Origin of the sequence: Solidesulfovibrio carbinoliphilus subsp. oakridgensis (assembly GCF_000177215.2) — a bacterium.
Taxonomy (GTDB): Bacteria; Desulfobacterota; Desulfovibrionia; order Desulfovibrionales; family Desulfovibrionaceae; genus Solidesulfovibrio; species Solidesulfovibrio carbinoliphilus.
The window spans coordinates 1,860,001-1,875,484 of the sequence record NZ_CM001368.1; the positions used below are offsets into that span (position 1 = coordinate 1,860,001).

14 protein-coding genes (1 of these 14 cut by a window edge) are annotated in these 15,484 nt (G+C 67.4%); 12 read left to right on the forward strand and 2 right to left on the reverse strand.

The window, feature by feature from the left end; genetic code table 11:
* From DFW101_RS08050 to DFW101_RS08090, 9 genes are all read left to right on the forward strand, one after another.
* Positions 1–134, forward strand: the 3' end of a protein-coding gene (locus DFW101_RS08050; protein WP_043642777.1) for an IclR family transcriptional regulator. It extends 634 nt beyond the left edge of the window; the window shows 134 of its 768 coding nt (coding positions 635–768); its start codon lies off the left edge, out of view; it ends in the stop codon at positions 132–134.
* 54 nt (positions 135–188) lie between these two features.
* Complete coding sequence (locus tag DFW101_RS08055; protein ID WP_009181011.1) at positions 189–1,322, forward strand: ABC transporter substrate-binding protein; 1,134 nt, start codon at positions 189–191, stop codon at positions 1,320–1,322.
* A gap of 102 nt (positions 1,323–1,424) precedes the next feature.
* A complete protein-coding gene (locus DFW101_RS08060) occupies positions 1,425–2,318 on the forward strand; it encodes a branched-chain amino acid ABC transporter permease (RefSeq protein ID WP_009181012.1) in 894 nt (297 codons plus the stop codon).
* A complete protein-coding gene (locus DFW101_RS08065; RefSeq protein WP_009181013.1) occupies positions 2,318–3,355 on the forward strand; it encodes a branched-chain amino acid ABC transporter permease in 1,038 nt (345 codons plus the stop codon). The genes DFW101_RS08060 and DFW101_RS08065 overlap by 1 nt, the downstream gene beginning before the upstream one ends.
* Before the next feature lie 2 nt (positions 3,356–3,357).
* Positions 3,358–4,140 (forward strand): ABC transporter ATP-binding protein, encoded by a 783-nt coding sequence (locus DFW101_RS08070; RefSeq protein ID WP_009181014.1) that lies wholly within the window; start codon positions 3,358–3,360, stop codon positions 4,138–4,140.
* Positions 4,133–4,837 carry an ABC transporter ATP-binding protein gene (locus tag DFW101_RS08075; RefSeq protein WP_009181015.1) on the forward strand — a complete coding sequence of 235 codons (705 nt, stop codon included), beginning with the start codon at positions 4,133–4,135 and terminating at the stop codon, positions 4,835–4,837. Before DFW101_RS08070 ends, DFW101_RS08075 begins: the two co-directional genes overlap by 8 nt.
* Before the next feature lie 209 nt (positions 4,838–5,046).
* Positions 5,047–5,532, forward strand: coding sequence for an asparaginase domain-containing protein (locus DFW101_RS08080; RefSeq protein WP_009181016.1), 486 nt, complete (start codon positions 5,047–5,049; stop codon positions 5,530–5,532).
* Between the two features lie 65 nt (positions 5,533–5,597).
* Complete coding sequence (locus DFW101_RS08085) at positions 5,598–6,797, forward strand: threonine ammonia-lyase (protein ID WP_009181017.1); 1,200 nt, start codon at positions 5,598–5,600, stop codon at positions 6,795–6,797.
* Between the two features lie 252 nt (positions 6,798–7,049).
* Positions 7,050–7,442, forward strand: coding sequence for a carboxymuconolactone decarboxylase family protein (locus DFW101_RS08090; RefSeq protein ID WP_009181018.1), 393 nt, complete (start codon positions 7,050–7,052; stop codon positions 7,440–7,442).
* Between the two features lie 10 nt (positions 7,443–7,452).
* Here the strand turns inward: DFW101_RS08090 and DFW101_RS08095 are convergent, their stop codons facing one another.
* Together DFW101_RS08095 and DFW101_RS08100 are read right to left on the reverse strand one after the other, a co-directional pair.
* The gene (locus tag DFW101_RS08095) at positions 7,453–8,208 is read right to left on the reverse strand and encodes an endonuclease/exonuclease/phosphatase family protein (protein ID WP_009181019.1); all 756 of its coding nucleotides are present in this window, start codon (positions 8,206–8,208) and stop codon (positions 7,453–7,455) included.
* Positions 8,205–10,337, reverse strand: a complete 2,133-nt coding sequence (locus DFW101_RS08100) for a VTT domain-containing protein (RefSeq protein ID WP_009181020.1) — start codon at positions 10,335–10,337, stop codon at positions 8,205–8,207. The genes DFW101_RS08095 and DFW101_RS08100 overlap by 4 nt, the downstream gene beginning before the upstream one ends.
* 409 nt (positions 10,338–10,746) lie before the next feature.
* On the opposite strand from DFW101_RS08100, the gene DFW101_RS08105 reads away from it, so the two are divergent.
* From DFW101_RS08105 to DFW101_RS08115, 3 genes are all read left to right on the forward strand, one after another.
* Positions 10,747–11,559, forward strand: a complete 813-nt coding sequence (locus tag DFW101_RS08105; RefSeq protein WP_009181021.1) for a DUF1571 domain-containing protein — start codon at positions 10,747–10,749, stop codon at positions 11,557–11,559.
* 254 nt (positions 11,560–11,813) lie between these two features.
* Positions 11,814–13,352 (forward strand): methyl-accepting chemotaxis protein, encoded by a 1,539-nt coding sequence (locus DFW101_RS08110; RefSeq protein ID WP_009181022.1) that lies wholly within the window; start codon positions 11,814–11,816, stop codon positions 13,350–13,352.
* Between the two features lie 130 nt (positions 13,353–13,482).
* The gene (locus tag DFW101_RS08115; protein ID WP_009181023.1) at positions 13,483–15,483 is read left to right on the forward strand and encodes a proton-conducting transporter transmembrane domain-containing protein; all 2,001 of its coding nucleotides are present in this window, start codon (positions 13,483–13,485) and stop codon (positions 15,481–15,483) included.
* Position 15,484 lies beyond the last annotated feature (1 nt).

Below are 15,484 nucleotides of genomic sequence, written 5' to 3' on the forward strand. Positions count from 1 at the left end.
GTACCGGCGCGGTCATCGGCGCGGTCAGCTTCGACTCGTCCACCGCGACCTATTCCATGAAGGCGTTTGAAGACCAGTTCGCCGGCTACCTGGTGGAACTGGCCAAAAAATTGTCGGCCGTGGTCTCGCTGTGAGCGGCCCGGCCAAGGGATCGATCAGGCATCAACCTGCAACGTGGAGGGAGTGACATGCGTAAACTGCTGCTTCTGTGTCTGGCCCTGGTCCTGGGCTTTGCCAACGCGGCCTGGAGCGCCGACGACGTGGTCCGGATCGGCGTCTTCCTGCCGCTGACCGGCCAGAACGCCTTCGGCGGCCAGCTCGAACTCGAAGGCGTCCAGATGGCCAACAAGGAGACCCCCACCGTGCTCGGCAAGAAGGTCGAGCTCTTCGTGGTGGACAACAAGTCCGACAAGGTCGAGGCCGCCAACGCGGTCCAGCGCCTGATCGAAAAGGAAAAAGTCCAGGCCATCATCGGCACCTACGGCTCCTCCCTGGCCATGGCCGGCGGCGAGGTGGCGGAAAAGGCCCGCATCCCCGTGGTGGCCACCAGCGCCACCAACCCCCTCGTGACCCAGGGCAAGAAGTACATCTTCCGGGTCTGCTTCATCGATCCCTACCAGGGCGCCGGCGCGGCCACCTACGCCTACAAGAACCTGGGGCTCAAAAAGGCCGCCATGCTGGTGGACGTGGCCAACGACTACTCCGTCGGCCTGTCGAAGTACTTCGAGCGCTCCTTCACCAAGCTCGGCGGCAAGATGGTCGCCACCCTCAACTACCAGTCCGGCGACCAGGACTTCACCGCCCAGCTGACCAAGATCATCAGCGAAAAGCCCGACGTCCTTTTCATTCCCTCCTACTTCGCCGAGGGCGCCATCATCATGAAGCAGGCCGCCGAACTCGGCGCCACCTTCAAGATCATGGGCGGCGACGCCATGGACAACCCCAAGATCACGGACATCGGCGGCAAGGCCGTGGAAGGATTCATCCACACCACCTTCCCCTACGACCCGTCCATGAAGAACATGAGCCCCATGGCCAAGAAGTTCACCGACAGCTGGAAGGCCCTGTATCCCGGCAAGGAGCCCAACGTGAACTCGGCCCTTGGCTACGACGCCTACATGCTGATCCTCGACGCCATCACCCGGACCGGCAAGGCCGATCCCGAGTCCATCACCAAGGCCCTGGCCGAGACCAAGGGTTTTGTGGGCGTGACCGGCACCACCACGATCAACGCCACCCATGACGCGGAAAAGCCCGTGGGCATCGTGGAGATCAAAAGCGGCAAGAAGACCTATGAAGGCGAAATCGTCCCCGAACTCTAAGACCCTCTGCCGCCTCGCCGCTCCCGGCCGGACCCCTGTCCGCCGGGAGCGGCCAAGGCGTGGCCCGGTCCGCCGGCAGCCCCTACGTGACAAGGACTTCCCATGAATTTGGCCACGTTCGTCCAGCATCTCTTAAACAGCCTGACGCTTGGCAGCCTCTACGCCCTGGTGGCCATCGGCTACACCATGGTCTACGGCATTCTGCGCCTGATCAACTTCGCCCACAGCGAAATCTTCATGCTCGGGGCCTATTTCGTTTTCTGGGGCATCACCCTCGGCCACCTGCCCTGGCCCGTGGCCATGGTGCTCGCCATCGCCGTGACCGCAAGCCTCGGCGTGCTGGTCGACCAGGTGGCCTACCGGCCGCTTCGCGACGCCCCGCGCATCTCGGCCCTCATCAGCTCGATCGGCGTCTCCTTTTTCCTGCAAAACGTGGCCATCGTCTTTTTCCAGGCCATCCCCCGGGAGGTCTACCGCCCGTCCTGGCTGGAAAATCCCATTCTCATGGGCGATGTGCGCGTCCTGCCGCTGACCCTTTTCGTCCCCCTGCTCTCGCTGGCCCTCATGCTCGGCCTGGTCTACATCGTCTACCGGACCAAGACCGGCCTTGGCATGCGGGCCATCAGCAAGGACATCGAGACGAGTTACCTCATGGGCGTGCCCGTCAACCGGGTCATCGCCATCACCTTCGGCATCGGCTCGGCCCTGGCCGCGGCCAGCGGCATCATGTGGGCCCTGCGCTACCCGCAGCTCCAGCCCATCATGGGCACCATCCCGGGGTTCAAGGCGTTTATCGCCGCCGTCTTCGGGGGCATCGGCTCCATCCAGGGGGCGGTCGTCGGCGGCCTGGCCCTGGGCTTCATCGAGATCATGACCGTGGCCTTTTTTCCCGACCTGGCCGGCTACCGGGACGCGTTCGCCTTCGTGCTCCTGATCCTGGTCCTTATGGTCAAACCGACCGGCCTTTTCGGCGAACGACCGGAGGATAAAGTCTGATGCGACGCGGCCGCACCATTTTGCTCAATGTCCTCGCCCTGGCGGCCCTCGGCCTTTTCCTGGCTTTCGCCGAGGCCAACTGCGACGGATACCAGATCCAGATCCTGAACCTCATTGCCATCAACATCATCCTGGCCCTGTCCCTGAACCTCATTTACGGGTTCACGGGCCTTTTCAGCCTCGGGCACGCCGGCTTCATGGCCATCGGCGCCTATGTCTGCTCGATCCTCATCATGACGCCCGAGCAGAAGGACACCCTTTTCATCCTCCAGCCGGCCTTCGACTGGGTGGTGGCCGCCCATGCGCCGTTTCTGGTGGCCGTCCTGGCCGGCGGGGCCGTGGCGGCGCTTTTCGGGGTCATCGTCGGCTTTCCGCTCCTGCGCCTTGGCGACGACTACCTCGGCATCGCCACCCTGGGCTTTGCCGAGATCATCCGGGTGGTGGCCAACAACATCCCGCGCCTGACCAACGGCGCCCTCGGCTTCAAGGGCATCCCGTCCTACGCCAACCTGTGGTGGAACTACGGCTTCGCCGTCATCACCCTCTACGTCATCGTGCGGCTGCTCCAGAGCAACACCGGGAACGTGCTCAAGGCCATCCGCGACGACGAGACCGCGTCCAAGGCCATGGGCGTGGACGTCTTCCGCTACAAGCTCCTGTCCTTCGCGGTGGGCTCGTTTTTCGCCGGCGTCGGCGGCGCCCTGATCGCGAGCCTGCTGACCACCATCGATCCCAAGATGTTCCTCTTCACGCTGACGTTCAACGTGCTCATGATCGTGGTGGCCGGGGGGCTGGGGTCGCTTTCCGGATCGGTCCTGGCCGGGATCGGCATCACCGTGCTGCTCGAATGGCTGCGCATCGTGGAAAACCCGGTGGATGTCCTCGGGTTCTCCCTGCCGGGCATTCCGGGCATGCGCATGGTGGTCTTCTCCCTGGCCCTTATCGTCATCATCCTCTTTCGTCGCGAGGGCCTCATGGGCATGCGCGAACTGACCTGGCGCTCCATCGCCGGCGTCTTCTCCCGGGGGAAGGCTTGATCATGCCAAACGACGTGATTCTCGAAACCCGCGACCTGACCATGCGTTTTGGCGGGCTCCTGGCCGTGTCCGATTTCTCCGTGTCCATCGCCCGGGGGAGCATCACCGGGCTTATCGGCCCCAACGGCGCCGGCAAGACCACCTGCTTCAACATGATCACCGGCTTTTACCGCCCGACCTCGGGCGAGGTCCTCTTCGAGGGCCGGCCCATCGGCGGCCTGCCGCCGCACAAGGTCTGCAAGGCCGGCGTGGCCCGGACGTTTCAGAACATACGCCTCTTCACCAACGAGACCGTGCTCGAAAACGTCATGATCGGCCGCCACCTGCGCCAGAAGACCGGCTGGCTGCAAACGCTCGTCTTCACCCCGGCCTCCACCCGCGAGGACCGGGCCATCCGAAGCCACTGTCTGGAGCTCCTCGACGTGGTCGGCCTGGCCGACCTGGCCGGGGAAAAGGCGTCGAGCCTGTCCTACGGGGCCCAGCGCCGCCTGGAGATCGCCCGGGCCCTGGCCACCGGGCCGTCCTTTCTCCTTTTGGACGAACCGGCCGCCGGCATGAACCCCCAGGAATCCGAGGATCTCATGGGCTTCGTGCGGGCCATCCGCGACGACTTCAAGCTCACCGTCCTTTTGATCGAACACGACATGAAGGTGGTCATGGGGATTTGCGAACACATCTTTGTCCTGGACTACGGCCAGATCATCGCGGCAGGCCCCCCCGAGGCCATCCGGAACGACCCCAAGGTCATCCTGGCCTATCTCGGCGAGGAGGACCTCCATGCTTGAGATCCGCGACCTCCACATTGCCTACGGCGGCATCCAGGCCGTCAAAGGCATCTCCCTCGATGTCCCCAAGGGCCAGATCGTGACCCTGATCGGGGCCAACGGCGCGGGGAAAAGCAGCACGCTGCGCGCCATTTCGGGCCTCTGCAAAAACCGGCGCGGCACCATCGCCTGGAACGGCAAGGACATCACGGGCCTGGACCCGGTCGGCATCGTCAAGGCCGGCATCGTCATGTCCCCCGAGGGCCGGCGCATCTTCCCGCACCTGACGGTCCTCGAAAACCTGCACCTCGGGGCCTACAGCCGCAGCGACAAGGACGGCATTGCCAGGGACCTGGCCTGGGTCCTCGAACTCTTCCCGCGCCTGAGCGAACGGCGCAACCAGAAAGGCGGCACCCTTTCCGGCGGCGAGCAGCAGATGCTGGCCGTCGGCCGGGCCCTCATGAGCGAGCCGGACCTGGTCATGCTCGACGAGCCGAGCCTCGGTCTCGCCCCGCTGCTCGTCCGCGAAGTCTTCGACATCATCCGCACCATAAACGCCAAGGGCATGACCGTGCTCCTGGTCGAGCAAAACGCCTACGCAGCCCTCAAGGTGGCCCACTACGCCTACGTGCTCGAAACCGGCGTCGTCACCCTCCAGGGCACCGGCGAGGAACTCATCGCCGACGAACGCGTGCGGGCGGCCTATCTGGGCGGGTAGAAGGGAAGAGGAGGAATGCCTCCGGCGGCCGGGGGGAATGATTCCCCCCGGACCCCCTCAATGGGGGTATTGGCCGAGCCGCGCTTCTCGAAACGTATCTCCAATTATTTACAGCACCCCCTTTCGGGGGGTCCGGGGGGGATGATCCCCCCCGGCAGGGTGGGTCCAGGGAGGGGCGGCGCCCCTCCCTGGCCGCCGGAGGCATAATCATGCAAATAGCCGTCTTTTCCATGGGCGGGACCATCGACAAGGTCTATTTCGACGACCTGTCGGACTACACCGTGGGCGATCCGCAGGTCGGGCCGATCCTTCGCGCGGCCAATGTGGACCTGGACTTCGAGGTCATCGAGGTGGCCAGGAAGGACAGCCTGTATGTGACCGACGAGGAGCGCTCGACGCTTCGCGACCGCATCGCGGCCGACCCGAGGCGCCTGGTCCTTGTCACCCACGGCACGGACACCATGGCCGAAACCGCCAAGGTGCTCTCCGGCCTGCCGGACAAGGTCATCGTCCTGACCGGGGCCATGAGCCCGGCCCGGTTCGCCGCCTCGGACGCGACGTTTAACGTCGGCTGCGCCGTGGGCGCGGTCCAGTCCCTGCCGCCAGGGGTCTACATCGCCATGAATGGCCGGGTCTTCGCGGCCGGGGCCGTGCGCAAGAACCGCGACAAGGGGCGCTTCGAGCCTTTGCCCTGAAGTCTCCTTCCCAGCTCCCCCCCAAAGCCCGCAACGTCCGCAACGTCGTACGAGGACAACGCGCCATGATCGAACTCGAAGATGTCCGGGCCGCCGCCCTTCGGCTGGCCCCAAGGCTTCGGCCCACTCCGTTCCTCCATTCCCGGGTGCTGTCCGAACTGACCGGGGCCCACGTGATGGTCAAGTTCGAGAACCATCAGTTCACGGCCTCGTTCAAGGAACGGGGGGCCTTGAACAAGCTTTTGACCCTGGACGCGGACCAGCGGGCCCGGGGCGTGTCCGCCATGTCCGCCGGCAACCATGCCCAGGGCGTGGCCTACCATGCCCGCCAGCTCGGCATCCCGGCCACCATCGTCATGCCGGCGGCCACGCCCTCGGTGAAGGTGGAGCACACCAAGGCCCACGGGGCGACCGTCATCCTGGCCGGCGAGACCCTGGCCGAGGCCAATGCCGAGGCCGAGCGCGTGACCAGGGAGCGGAGCCTCACCTTCATCCACCCCTTTGACGACCCCGAGGTCATGGCCGGCCAGGGCACGGTGGCCCTGGAAATGCTCGACGTCTGTCCGGACCTGGAGGTCATCGTCTGCCCCATCGGCGGCGGCGGGCTCATCTCCGGCGTGGCCACGGCCGCCAAGGGCGTGCGGCCCGGCATCGAGGTCGTGGGCGTCCAGGCGGCCTGCTACCCGTCGATGCTGTGCGAACTGCGCGGCGAGCCCCTGCAGGGCGAGGGCAACACCATCGCCGAGGGCATCGCGGTCAAGTTCCCGGGCAAGCTCACGAGCGAAGTGGTTCGGGCCCGGGTGGACGCCGTGCTCCTGGTCGAGGAGCCCCAGCTCGAAGAGGCGGTGGCCCTCTATCTCTTCGTGGAGAAGACCGTGGCCGAGGGGGCCGGGGCCGCGGCCCTGGCCGCCCTGCTCGCCCGGCCGACCCGGTTCAAAAACCGCAAGGTGGGGCTTATCCTCTCCGGCGGCAACATCGACCCGCGCCTGCTCGCCCAGGTCATCACCCGCCAGCTCATCCGCGACGGCCGCATCGTGACCTTGCGCCTCACCCTCGGCGACCGGCCCGGCGGCCTGGCCCGGGTGACGGGCGTCCTTCGCGATCTTGGGGCCAACATCATGGAGATCCAGCACCACCGGACGCTCTTGGCCCTGCCGGCCAAGGAGGCCAGCATCGAGATCTCCTTCGAGGCCCGGGACCGCGAGCACGGCCAGTCCGTGGTCGACGCCCTGCGCGCCGCCGGCTTCACGCCGGTGGTGGTTTAGCAGGAGAGACGGAAAGAGGCCTCCGGCGGCCAGGGAGGGACGCCGCCCCTCCCTGGACCCACCCCACCGGGGGGATCATCCCCCCGGACCCCCTGTCCCGTCGCGAGCGGTGCCGGCTCGTCATCCGTTCGTTTTTTCCGAACATCCTGTTCAAGGGAATTCGTTTGCTCTGTCGCCTTTGCGCCGCCTATGCTGCGTCCGGGCCGCCACGCGCGGCATCCGCATTGCGAACCATCAAACAGGAGGCCCGCCATGAACGAGACCCTGTCCCAACTGACCCGTGACCGCAAAAAGGCCCACAAACGGCTCCTCGATCTCCGTTCCCCGACCTACGCCGCCTTTCTGGACATGGAGCGGGCCGCCTACGCCGACGGGGCCCTGCCCAAGATGGCCAAGGAACTCATCGCGGTCGGCATCTCGGTGGTCATCGACTGCCGGTCCTGCATGCAGTGGCACATCGAGCAGGCGGCCGCCGCCGGGGCGGACCTGCGCCAGGTCCTCGAAGCCGTGGAAGTGGGCATCGAAATGGGCGGCGGCCCGGCCACGGTCTCGGCCCGGTTCGCCCTGGACGTCATGGCCGAGGTCTTCGGCGAGGAGGCCCTGCGGCAGGCCGGGCAGGTGGGAGCCGGCACCGTGAGCGTCTAGGGTTGCGCCCTTACAATTCGTTCTTGCGGGTTTCTCCGTTATTTTTGTCGATTCCGTTCCCCGGGTGGCGCAGTTCGGCCACCAGCGGCAGGTGGTCCGAGCAGGTGGCGTAGGCGGGCCGGTGGCGGCGAAGGCTGGTCAGGGCCAGTCCCGGCGAGGTCCAGATCCGGTCCAGGGACAGGACCGGAAAGCAGGACGGAAAAGTGGCCGGCGCGGGCGTGGCCCCAAGCTCGCGGCTTACTGCCCGCACCGTGCGGTTGGCCGGCATCCACTCGTTGAAGTCGCCAAGGAGGACCGTGGGCACGTCCTGCCGCTCCCGGACCAGGGCGAGCAGGGCCTCGGTCTGGATCCGCCGTTCCCTGGCCCGCAGCCCGAGATGGGTGGCGATGACCCGGAGCCTGCCTCCGGGCACGGCCAGGACCACCTCCACCGCCCCACGCGGTTCGCAGCCCCGGACACTCAGGTCATGGCCCCGCGACTGCTCCACCGGGAAACGGGTAAGGAGCGCGTTGCCGTACTCGGTCCCCAGGCGCGTGAGGGTCGGGCCGGACACGGCATGCATGCCGAGCGGCCCGGCCACGGCCCGCTCCAGGCACTCCTCCTCGATCAGCGGCGGCATGACCACCTCCTGCAGGGCCACCACGTCCGCAGCCAGCTCCCGGATGGTTTCCACGAATCGGCCGATATCCCGCCGGCCGCCGAGGCTCTTCCAGCCGTGGACGTTGTAGGTGGCCACCCGCAGGAGCGCGCCGGGCCCGGCGTTCACGGCTGCTCTCCTCCGGTCCGGTCCCGGGCCTCGTCCTGGTCCCGGCGCAGGCGCTTTCGGACCAGCAGGGAAACGAGCAGCAGGGCCCCGGCCGCGAGCAGGAACAGGCTCAGGTTCCGCCAGCCGGGCTGGACAATGGCCTGGCGCAGGCGGTCGGTAAAAAGGGACAGGATGACGATGCCGGGCGCCATGCCGAGAAACGTGCCGAGCATGAACCGGCCAAAGGGCAGGTGCGAGGCCCCGGCCACCATGTTTATGATCGAGAACGGAGCCACGGGCACGAGCCGCACGAACATGACGGCCAGGACGCCGAGCGAGGCCAGGTGGCGGCTTAGGCGATTGAGGCGCCGGCCGGCCAGCCGCCGGATGGTGCCCCGGCCAAGCCCGGCCCCGAGCCAGTAGGTGACGGCGCTGGCCGCCAGGCAGCCGGCCAGGGACTGGAAGATGCCGGAAAAGGGCGGGAAAACCAGGGCCATGCCGGCGATAAGGACCGAAACCGGGAAAAGGACCAGGCTTGCGGCCACATAGATGCCGACGACGACAAGAGGGGTCAGCGGCCCCTGCTCCACGGACCGCAGCCACGCGACCATAGTGCGGGGGCTGACCAGCCCGGAGAGCGGCGTGAAGCGCCAGAGAAGGGCCAGGACGGCCAGGGCGGCCACGCTGGTAAAAAGGATGAACATGCTGCGCCCGCCCCCCCGCCGGGGGTCGTCCACGAAGGCGTCCATCAGCCGGTCCACCTGCCCGGGACGCTCCGGGTCGAGGGACAGGGACAGCTCCGTGAGCGGGACCGGGGGAACCTGGTCGGGATAGGCGAAAGGCCGCATGCCGCCGGTCCGGGCGGCCAGTTCCGCGACCCGGCGCAAGAGGCCCGTGCCGTCGGCCGGGAGATCGGCCAGCTCCTCCGGGGACACGCGCAGGTGCTCGGCCAGCAGCCTGGACCGGACCGCGCCGATGGCCCGGGTCACGGCCTCGTCGCCGCCGCTCTCCAGGGCCAGGTCGCATTCCGTGTCGAGGCCCATGGACCGGTTGTTGAGGTTGGCCGACCCGACCCGCAGGAAGGTGCCGTCCACGATCATGAGCTTGGAGTGGACCTTGACGTAGCCGTCGTCGTCTCCGGGCGGCAGGGGATAATAGAGGCCCAGGCGCCCGTGCCGGTCGGCCCGGCCGAGGACCGTCCCGACCTTGGCCTGCAAGACGCCCATGACGTTCTCTTCGAGCCAGCCCACGGGCTGCCGGGGCAGGACGATGACGATCTCCGGCCCGTCCGGCTCCTCCAGGCGGCGGGCGAGGGCCTCCTCCACGCACACGGCCGTGAGATACTGGTTCTCGATGTAGATGCTGTGCCGGGCCGCCTCGATGGCGGCCAGAAAGAGGGCCTCCACCTCCCGGACCTCGGGCCGGCCCTTGAAGGCCGGTTCCGTGCGGGCGATGGCCACCGGGATGTCGGTGAATTCGGGGACCAGGCTTTCCGGCCAGACCGCGCCGACGCTTCGGGCCGGCGCCGGCCGGACGCCGAGGCTTCGGTGCCACCGTTCCCGGGCCAGGTCGCCCAGAGCCCGGGCGGCCGGTCCGCCGACCGCCATCTGGATGTCGTGAAAGGGCGGATAGGGCAGGCCGTCCGGATCCACCCGCAGCGGCTGGCGGCTGTCGTGGCCCGGCAGGTCCCAGCGCCGCTTGGTCAGGTCCAGGCCGCCGACAAAGGCCAGGGCGTCGTCGATGACCACGATCTTCTGGTGGTGGGACGCGCCGAGCGGATGCTCGGCGTCCATGGCGAAGCGGATCAGCCGGTGGGAATTCCAGCCCAGGTCGAAGACCGGCATGAACTGCCGTTCCATGGCGAAGAGCATGCCGAAATCCCAGGTCAGGATATAGACCCGGACATGGTTTTTGGCCGCGATTTCATTGAGGCGCGGGCCGAGTCGATGCTCCCGGCCCTCCCCCGGCCGTCCGGACAGGACCATGCGGCTGTCGATCTCCCAGCCAAGGATCCAGACCGAATCCCGGGCCGCCTCCAGGGCCTCGTCCAGGGCCTGGAAGTACAGGTCCCCGTCCACGACGACGGCCGCCTTGTCCGCGCGCTCGATGCGCTGGCAGGTGCGGCCTGGCTCAAGCAGGGTATGTTCCATCACATCCGATCGGCAGGGCCTCTGGTTGCGAAAAAAGAGCGGGCGAAGCCACTTCGCCGCCGGCCCCGCCGCCCGGCCACGGGGCCGGCGGCCTCCGGGCGGCGGGGGTCTCCCACGAAGCTCCATTCTTGCCCGGTTTCGCGGACGCGAACCAGCTTTTTTTTTCTCCCACCGGCCGGAGGCCGCCGATCGTGGCCGCCCGGCCTCTGGTCCGGATCGAAAAACATCCACCCGGGCGTATCCATGGACTTTCCCGGACCGACCCCCTGAGTGGCCGGCCGGAACGGACGGCGGCCGCGTCGGCGAAAGAGCGGGCCCGGACCGCGTTTTTTTCCCCTGGCCCGTTGGACAATCCCGGCATTCGTGGTTAAAGAAAGCCGATAGGACGCACCACGTGGAATACAAAACCATGCCAGAAAATATGAAATACCCCCGTTTTCAAGAAGCTTCCCTCCCCCTCCCCACGTTTTTTCCCCGTCGTGGCAGGTTTGGCCGGTCCGTCTGGCTGGTCACTGCACTGGCGCTCCTGTGGCTGGCCGCCTTCCAGAGTCCGGCCCTGGCCTCGGACCCGAAACAAGAGCTGATGGACCTGCTCGGCAGGATGGAATCGAGCTACGCCAAAATCGTGGACTACTGCGCCATCTTCCAGAAGAAGGAGCGGGTGAAAAAAGTCCTTTTGCCCGAGGAATTCATTACGCTCAAATTCCGCAAACCCTTGCAGGTCTATATGAAATGGCTCCACGGCCCGACCAAGGAAGCCATTTACGTGGACGGCGCCAACAGCAACAAGGTCGTGGCCCACAGCGACGGCGCGGGCGCCGGCCTGACCTGGAACCTGGACCCGAAAGGGTCCGTCCTGCGGGCTGACAACCGCCACGTCATCACGGACATCGGTTTCGGCTTCATCATCCAGATGATGCGCGAAAACATTCCGACGGCCATCCGCCACTCCGAACTCGGCGTCAGCGATCTGGCCGACACCGTGTTCGAGGGCCGGCCGTCCACCGTGTTCGAGGTCACCTTCTCGCCCAAGGAAGGCCGCACCTACTACGCCAGCCGCATCGTCTGCCACGTGGACAAGGAATTTCTCATGCCGATCGGGATCACCTGCTACGATGAGAAAGGCGACCTCGTGGAACAGTACCGCTACAAGGACGTCAAGATAAACGTCGGCCTGACGGACCAGGACTTTTCCAGGAAGAATCCCGCCTACAAGTTCTAGCCGTCACGGCCGTTCGCGGTCGCCCAGCTGGCCTGGCCGGCCGGGCGGACTCCAAGGCGGCGTTTCCCGCTGGAACAGGCGCCCCTTGCGGCCCCGTTCGGGGGCCTGGCCACACCGCCGCGTTCGCCGGCGCATCCCTCCCTTGCGGGCAATTGTTTCCGTTTCGCGGCGGCGTGTTGCGGTTTGACCTGTAATGCGTTACGGACTCTCCGTTTGTTGACAAGGCTCTTCGCCTGCCGTCCGAAGGAGAGACCATGAAACGCCTGCCGCTCGTCACCGCCATCCTCCTAAACGCCGTCCTCCTGTCCGCCAGCGCCCTGGCCGGCGGCGGCGTGCTGTCCTTCTGCCTCCTCGGGCTGGCCTTCGCCGTGGGCACGGGATTCCTCCTGTGGACCGACAGCCGGATCCAGACGGCCTTCGCCTGCGTGTCCCAGACGTTCGCCTCCATGACCGCCAATCGGTTCGACTGCGGCCTCAAAGACGACCCGCTCCTTTGCGTGGAAGACCTTCGCGACGCCATGGCCCCCCATGAGGCCACCCTCAAGGAGCGCCTCAGCCGCGACGAGGCCATGATCGGCAACATCATCACGCCCATGGCCATAGTCGACGAAAAGGGCGGCCTCAAATGGCTCAACGAGTCCATGGTCCGCCTGACCGAAAACGACGGTCCGCCTGAAAAGCACCTCGGCGGCAACTTCGCCCTCTTTTTCTACGGCAAGTCCCAGGACACCGTGGTCGGCAAGGCCATCCGCGAGAAATCCCGCCAGACCTCCAAGACGGAATTCGATACCCGCAAGGGCAACCACAAATACATCAGCATTTTCGCGACCCCCATCCTCGATTTCGACGGCAAGCTTATCGGCGGCTTCGTGTCCGTGGCCGACTTTACGGGCGTGGTGCTCAAGGAACGGACCATCACCGAGCAGAACCAGCGCATCGCCATGGGCGTGGCCGACGCCACGGCCGTGTCCGAGAACCTGGCCGCCGCGGCCGAACAGATGACCAGCCAGATCGCCCGCTCCACCGAGGGCATGGAAGACCAGCGCGCGCGCACGGCCGAAGTGGCGACCGCCATCGAGGAGATGAACGCCACCATCCTGGAGGTGGCCAGAAATGCCGGCGACGCCGCGACCACGGCCGGCCACGCCAACGCCATGGCCACCACCGGCGCCGCACTCGTCGAGCGGGTCATCACGGTCATGGAGTCGGTCAACGCCAAGGCCACCGGCCTCAAGTCCGAAATGCAGGACCTCGGCGACCAGGCCCAGGGCATCGGCCAGATCATGCAGGTCATCTCCGACATCGCCGACCAGACCAACCTCTTGGCCTTAAACGCCGCCATCGAGGCGGCCCGGGCCGGCGAGGCCGGACGGGGATTCGCGGTCGTGGCCGACGAGGTCCGAAAGCTCGCGGAAAAGACCATGACCGCCACCAAGGAGGTCAGCAACTACATCCGCGCCATCCAGGAAAGCGCCCGCCGCAACATGGCCGCCACCGACGAGACCAGCCAGGTCATCGAGGACGCCGACGCCCTGGCCCACAAGGCCGGCGACGCCCTGCGCCAGATCCTCGAATTCGTGGAAAAGACCTCCGACCAGGTGCGCGGCATCGCCACCGCCGCCGAACAGCAGTCGGCCACCTCCGAGGAGATCAACCGGTCCACCGACCAGATCAACCGCATTGCCGAAGATACGGCCGGAACCATGTCGCTGGCCTCCTCGGCCGTGTCCGACCTGGCCCACCTGGCTTCCGATCTCAAGACGTCCATGACGCGGATGCGCCTTTCGCAGTAGGGCATTGCCGCAGGGCCGCCACGGGCCGTTTTCTTGACATGCCGGGCCGCCCGGCATAGCTGCGAGCGACTCGGGGCGATCTCGTGCCCGCGCCGGCGGATCGGCCGGCATCGCTTGAAAGGGAAATGCCATGGAAATTTTCGAGGCCTCGCTGGCGCTGTACCTGCTCGGCGCGCTCGGCGCGCTCGGCCTGTCCGGCCGTGACGCGGCCAGCCGTGTCGGGGCGGCCGGGGCCCTGGCCGGGTCGCTTGTGGGCCTCTCCGGCGTGCTCGGCGCTCCGGCCAGTGCCGCCACCCAGATCGCGCTTCCCTGGGGCCTGCCCATCGGCGGCCTGCTCCTCGGCCTCGACCCGGCCAGCCGCCTGTTTCTCATCCCGGTCTACCTGCTCGGCGCGGCCTGCGCCGTGGCCGGCGCGGCCGCCATGGCCGGCCATCTGGCCCACAACGGCCGGGGAAAGCTCGGGCCGCACTGGTTCTTCTTCAACCTCCTCCTCGCCGGACTGGCCCTGGTCATGGCCGCCCGCGATGCCGTCACCTTTCTCATCGCCTGGGAGCTCATGTCCCTGGCCCCGTTTTTCCTCATAAGCTTTCACGACGACGAGGCCGAGGTCCGCGAGGCGGCCTGGATCTATCTCGTGGCCGCCCACCTCGGTGCGGTCTGCGTCATGGCCTTTTTCGCCGCCTTCTGGGCCGCAGCCGGGGGCACGTCCTTCGAGGCCCTGGCCCAGGCCGCGGCAGGCGGCCAGCTCGCCGCGCCGTCGGTCCTGTTCCTCCTGGCCCTGGCCGGATTCGGGGCCAAGGCCGGCTTTTTCCCCTTCCACGTCTGGCTGCCGGAAGCCCATCCGGCCGCCCCGAGCCACGTCTCGGCCGTGCTGTCCGGGGCCATGATCAGCGCCGGCCTCTACGGCCTGTGGCGGGCCGCGGAGCTGCTCGGACCGGCCGCCGTCTGGTGGGGCTGGACCCTGGTTGCCGTCGGCCTCGTCTCCGCCGTTTCGGGTATCCTGCAGGCCCTGGCCCAGGGGAACCTCAAGCGCCTGCTCGCCTATTCCAGCGTGGAAAACATGGGGCTGGCCTGCCTGGGCCTCGGCCTCGGCCTGGTCGGCCGCCAGGCCGGCAACGAAACCATCGCCGTGCTCGGCCTGTCCGGCGCGGTCTTTCATGTGCTGAACCACGCGGCCTTCAAGGGCCTTCTTTTCCTATGCGCCGGCGAGGTCCTCCACAGTGTGGGCAGCGTGCGCATCGCCCACCTGGGCGGCCTTGGCAAGCGCATGCCCGTGGTCGGCGCCGCCTTTGCCCTGGCCTCCCTCGGCATCGCCGGCCTGCCGCCCTTGTCCGGCTTTGCCGGGGAGCTGGTCCTGGCCCTGGCCATGCTCGAAGGCCTGACCACCGCCGGCCTGCCCGGGCTGCTGCCCCGGGTCGGCATGGCCGCCGCCCTGGTCGTGCTGGCGGCCGTCGGCGGGCTGGCCCTGGCCGCCTTTGCCAAGGCCGCCGGCCTGTCGTTTCTCGGCGAGCCCCGGACCCCGGCCGCGGCCAAGGCCGCCCCGGCCGGTCGCGCGGCCCGCACGGCCCTCCTGTTTCTTTGCCTGTGCATTGTCGCCGCCGCCGTCTGCGCCCCGCTGCTCCTGTCCCTGTCCGGCCAGGCGGCCCTGGCCTTTCCCGGCCTGGACCCGGCCCCGGCCCGGGCCGCCCTGGCCCAGGCCACCGGCATCCTGTGGACCGTGGGCGCGGTTTTCCCCTGTCTGGCCATTCTGGCCGGGGGTCTCCTCTGCGTCCGGTCGCGCCTTTTGGCCAAAAACGGCCTGCGCTGGGGACCCACCTGGGGCTGCGGCTACACCGCCTCCTCCCCCCGCATCCAGTACGGCCAAGCCTCCTTTGCCGAGCCGGCGGCCCGGATCTTCGGCCGGGCCATGGGCCTGACCCGCCGCCTGGACCTGGACCCGGGCTATTTCCCGGCCTGGGGGCGGCTGGCGGTGGCCAGTCCCGACCGGCTGAAAAACACGGTCTTCCTCCCTCTTTTCGAAGCCGTCGGCCGGGTCTGCGACGCCATGAAGGTGGTGCAGCACGGCCGGGTCCATCTTTACATCCTCTACGTCCTGGCCACGGTCGTGCTGCTTCTGGCCTGGAAGCTCTAAG

Bases quoted from the DNA above. Each gene is read 5' to 3' on its own strand.
- DFW101_RS08055 (WP_009181011.1), top strand. From the start codon at position 189: ATGCGTAAACTGCTGCTTCTGTGTCTGGCCCTGGTCCTGGGCTTTGCC.
- DFW101_RS08060 (WP_009181012.1), top strand. From the start codon at position 1,425: ATGAATTTGGCCACGTTCGTCCAGCATCTCTTAAACAGCCTGACGCTT.
- DFW101_RS08065 (WP_009181013.1), top strand. From the start codon at position 2,318: ATGCGACGCGGCCGCACCATTTTGCTCAATGTCCTCGCCCTGGCGGCC.
- DFW101_RS08070 (WP_009181014.1), top strand. From the start codon at position 3,358: ATGCCAAACGACGTGATTCTCGAAACCCGCGACCTGACCATGCGTTTT.
- DFW101_RS08075 (WP_009181015.1), top strand. From the start codon at position 4,133: ATGCTTGAGATCCGCGACCTCCACATTGCCTACGGCGGCATCCAGGCC.
- DFW101_RS08080 (WP_009181016.1), top strand. From the start codon at position 5,047: ATGCAAATAGCCGTCTTTTCCATGGGCGGGACCATCGACAAGGTCTAT.
- DFW101_RS08085 (WP_009181017.1), top strand. From the start codon at position 5,598: ATGATCGAACTCGAAGATGTCCGGGCCGCCGCCCTTCGGCTGGCCCCA.
- DFW101_RS08090 (WP_009181018.1), top strand. From the start codon at position 7,050: ATGAACGAGACCCTGTCCCAACTGACCCGTGACCGCAAAAAGGCCCAC.
- DFW101_RS08100 (WP_009181020.1), bottom strand. From the start codon at position 10,337: ATGGAACATACCCTGCTTGAGCCAGGCCGCACCTGCCAGCGCATCGAG.
- DFW101_RS08105 (WP_009181021.1), top strand. From the start codon at position 10,747: ATGCCAGAAAATATGAAATACCCCCGTTTTCAAGAAGCTTCCCTCCCC.
- DFW101_RS08110 (WP_009181022.1), top strand. From the start codon at position 11,814: ATGAAACGCCTGCCGCTCGTCACCGCCATCCTCCTAAACGCCGTCCTC.
- DFW101_RS08115 (WP_009181023.1), top strand. From the start codon at position 13,483: ATGGAAATTTTCGAGGCCTCGCTGGCGCTGTACCTGCTCGGCGCGCTC.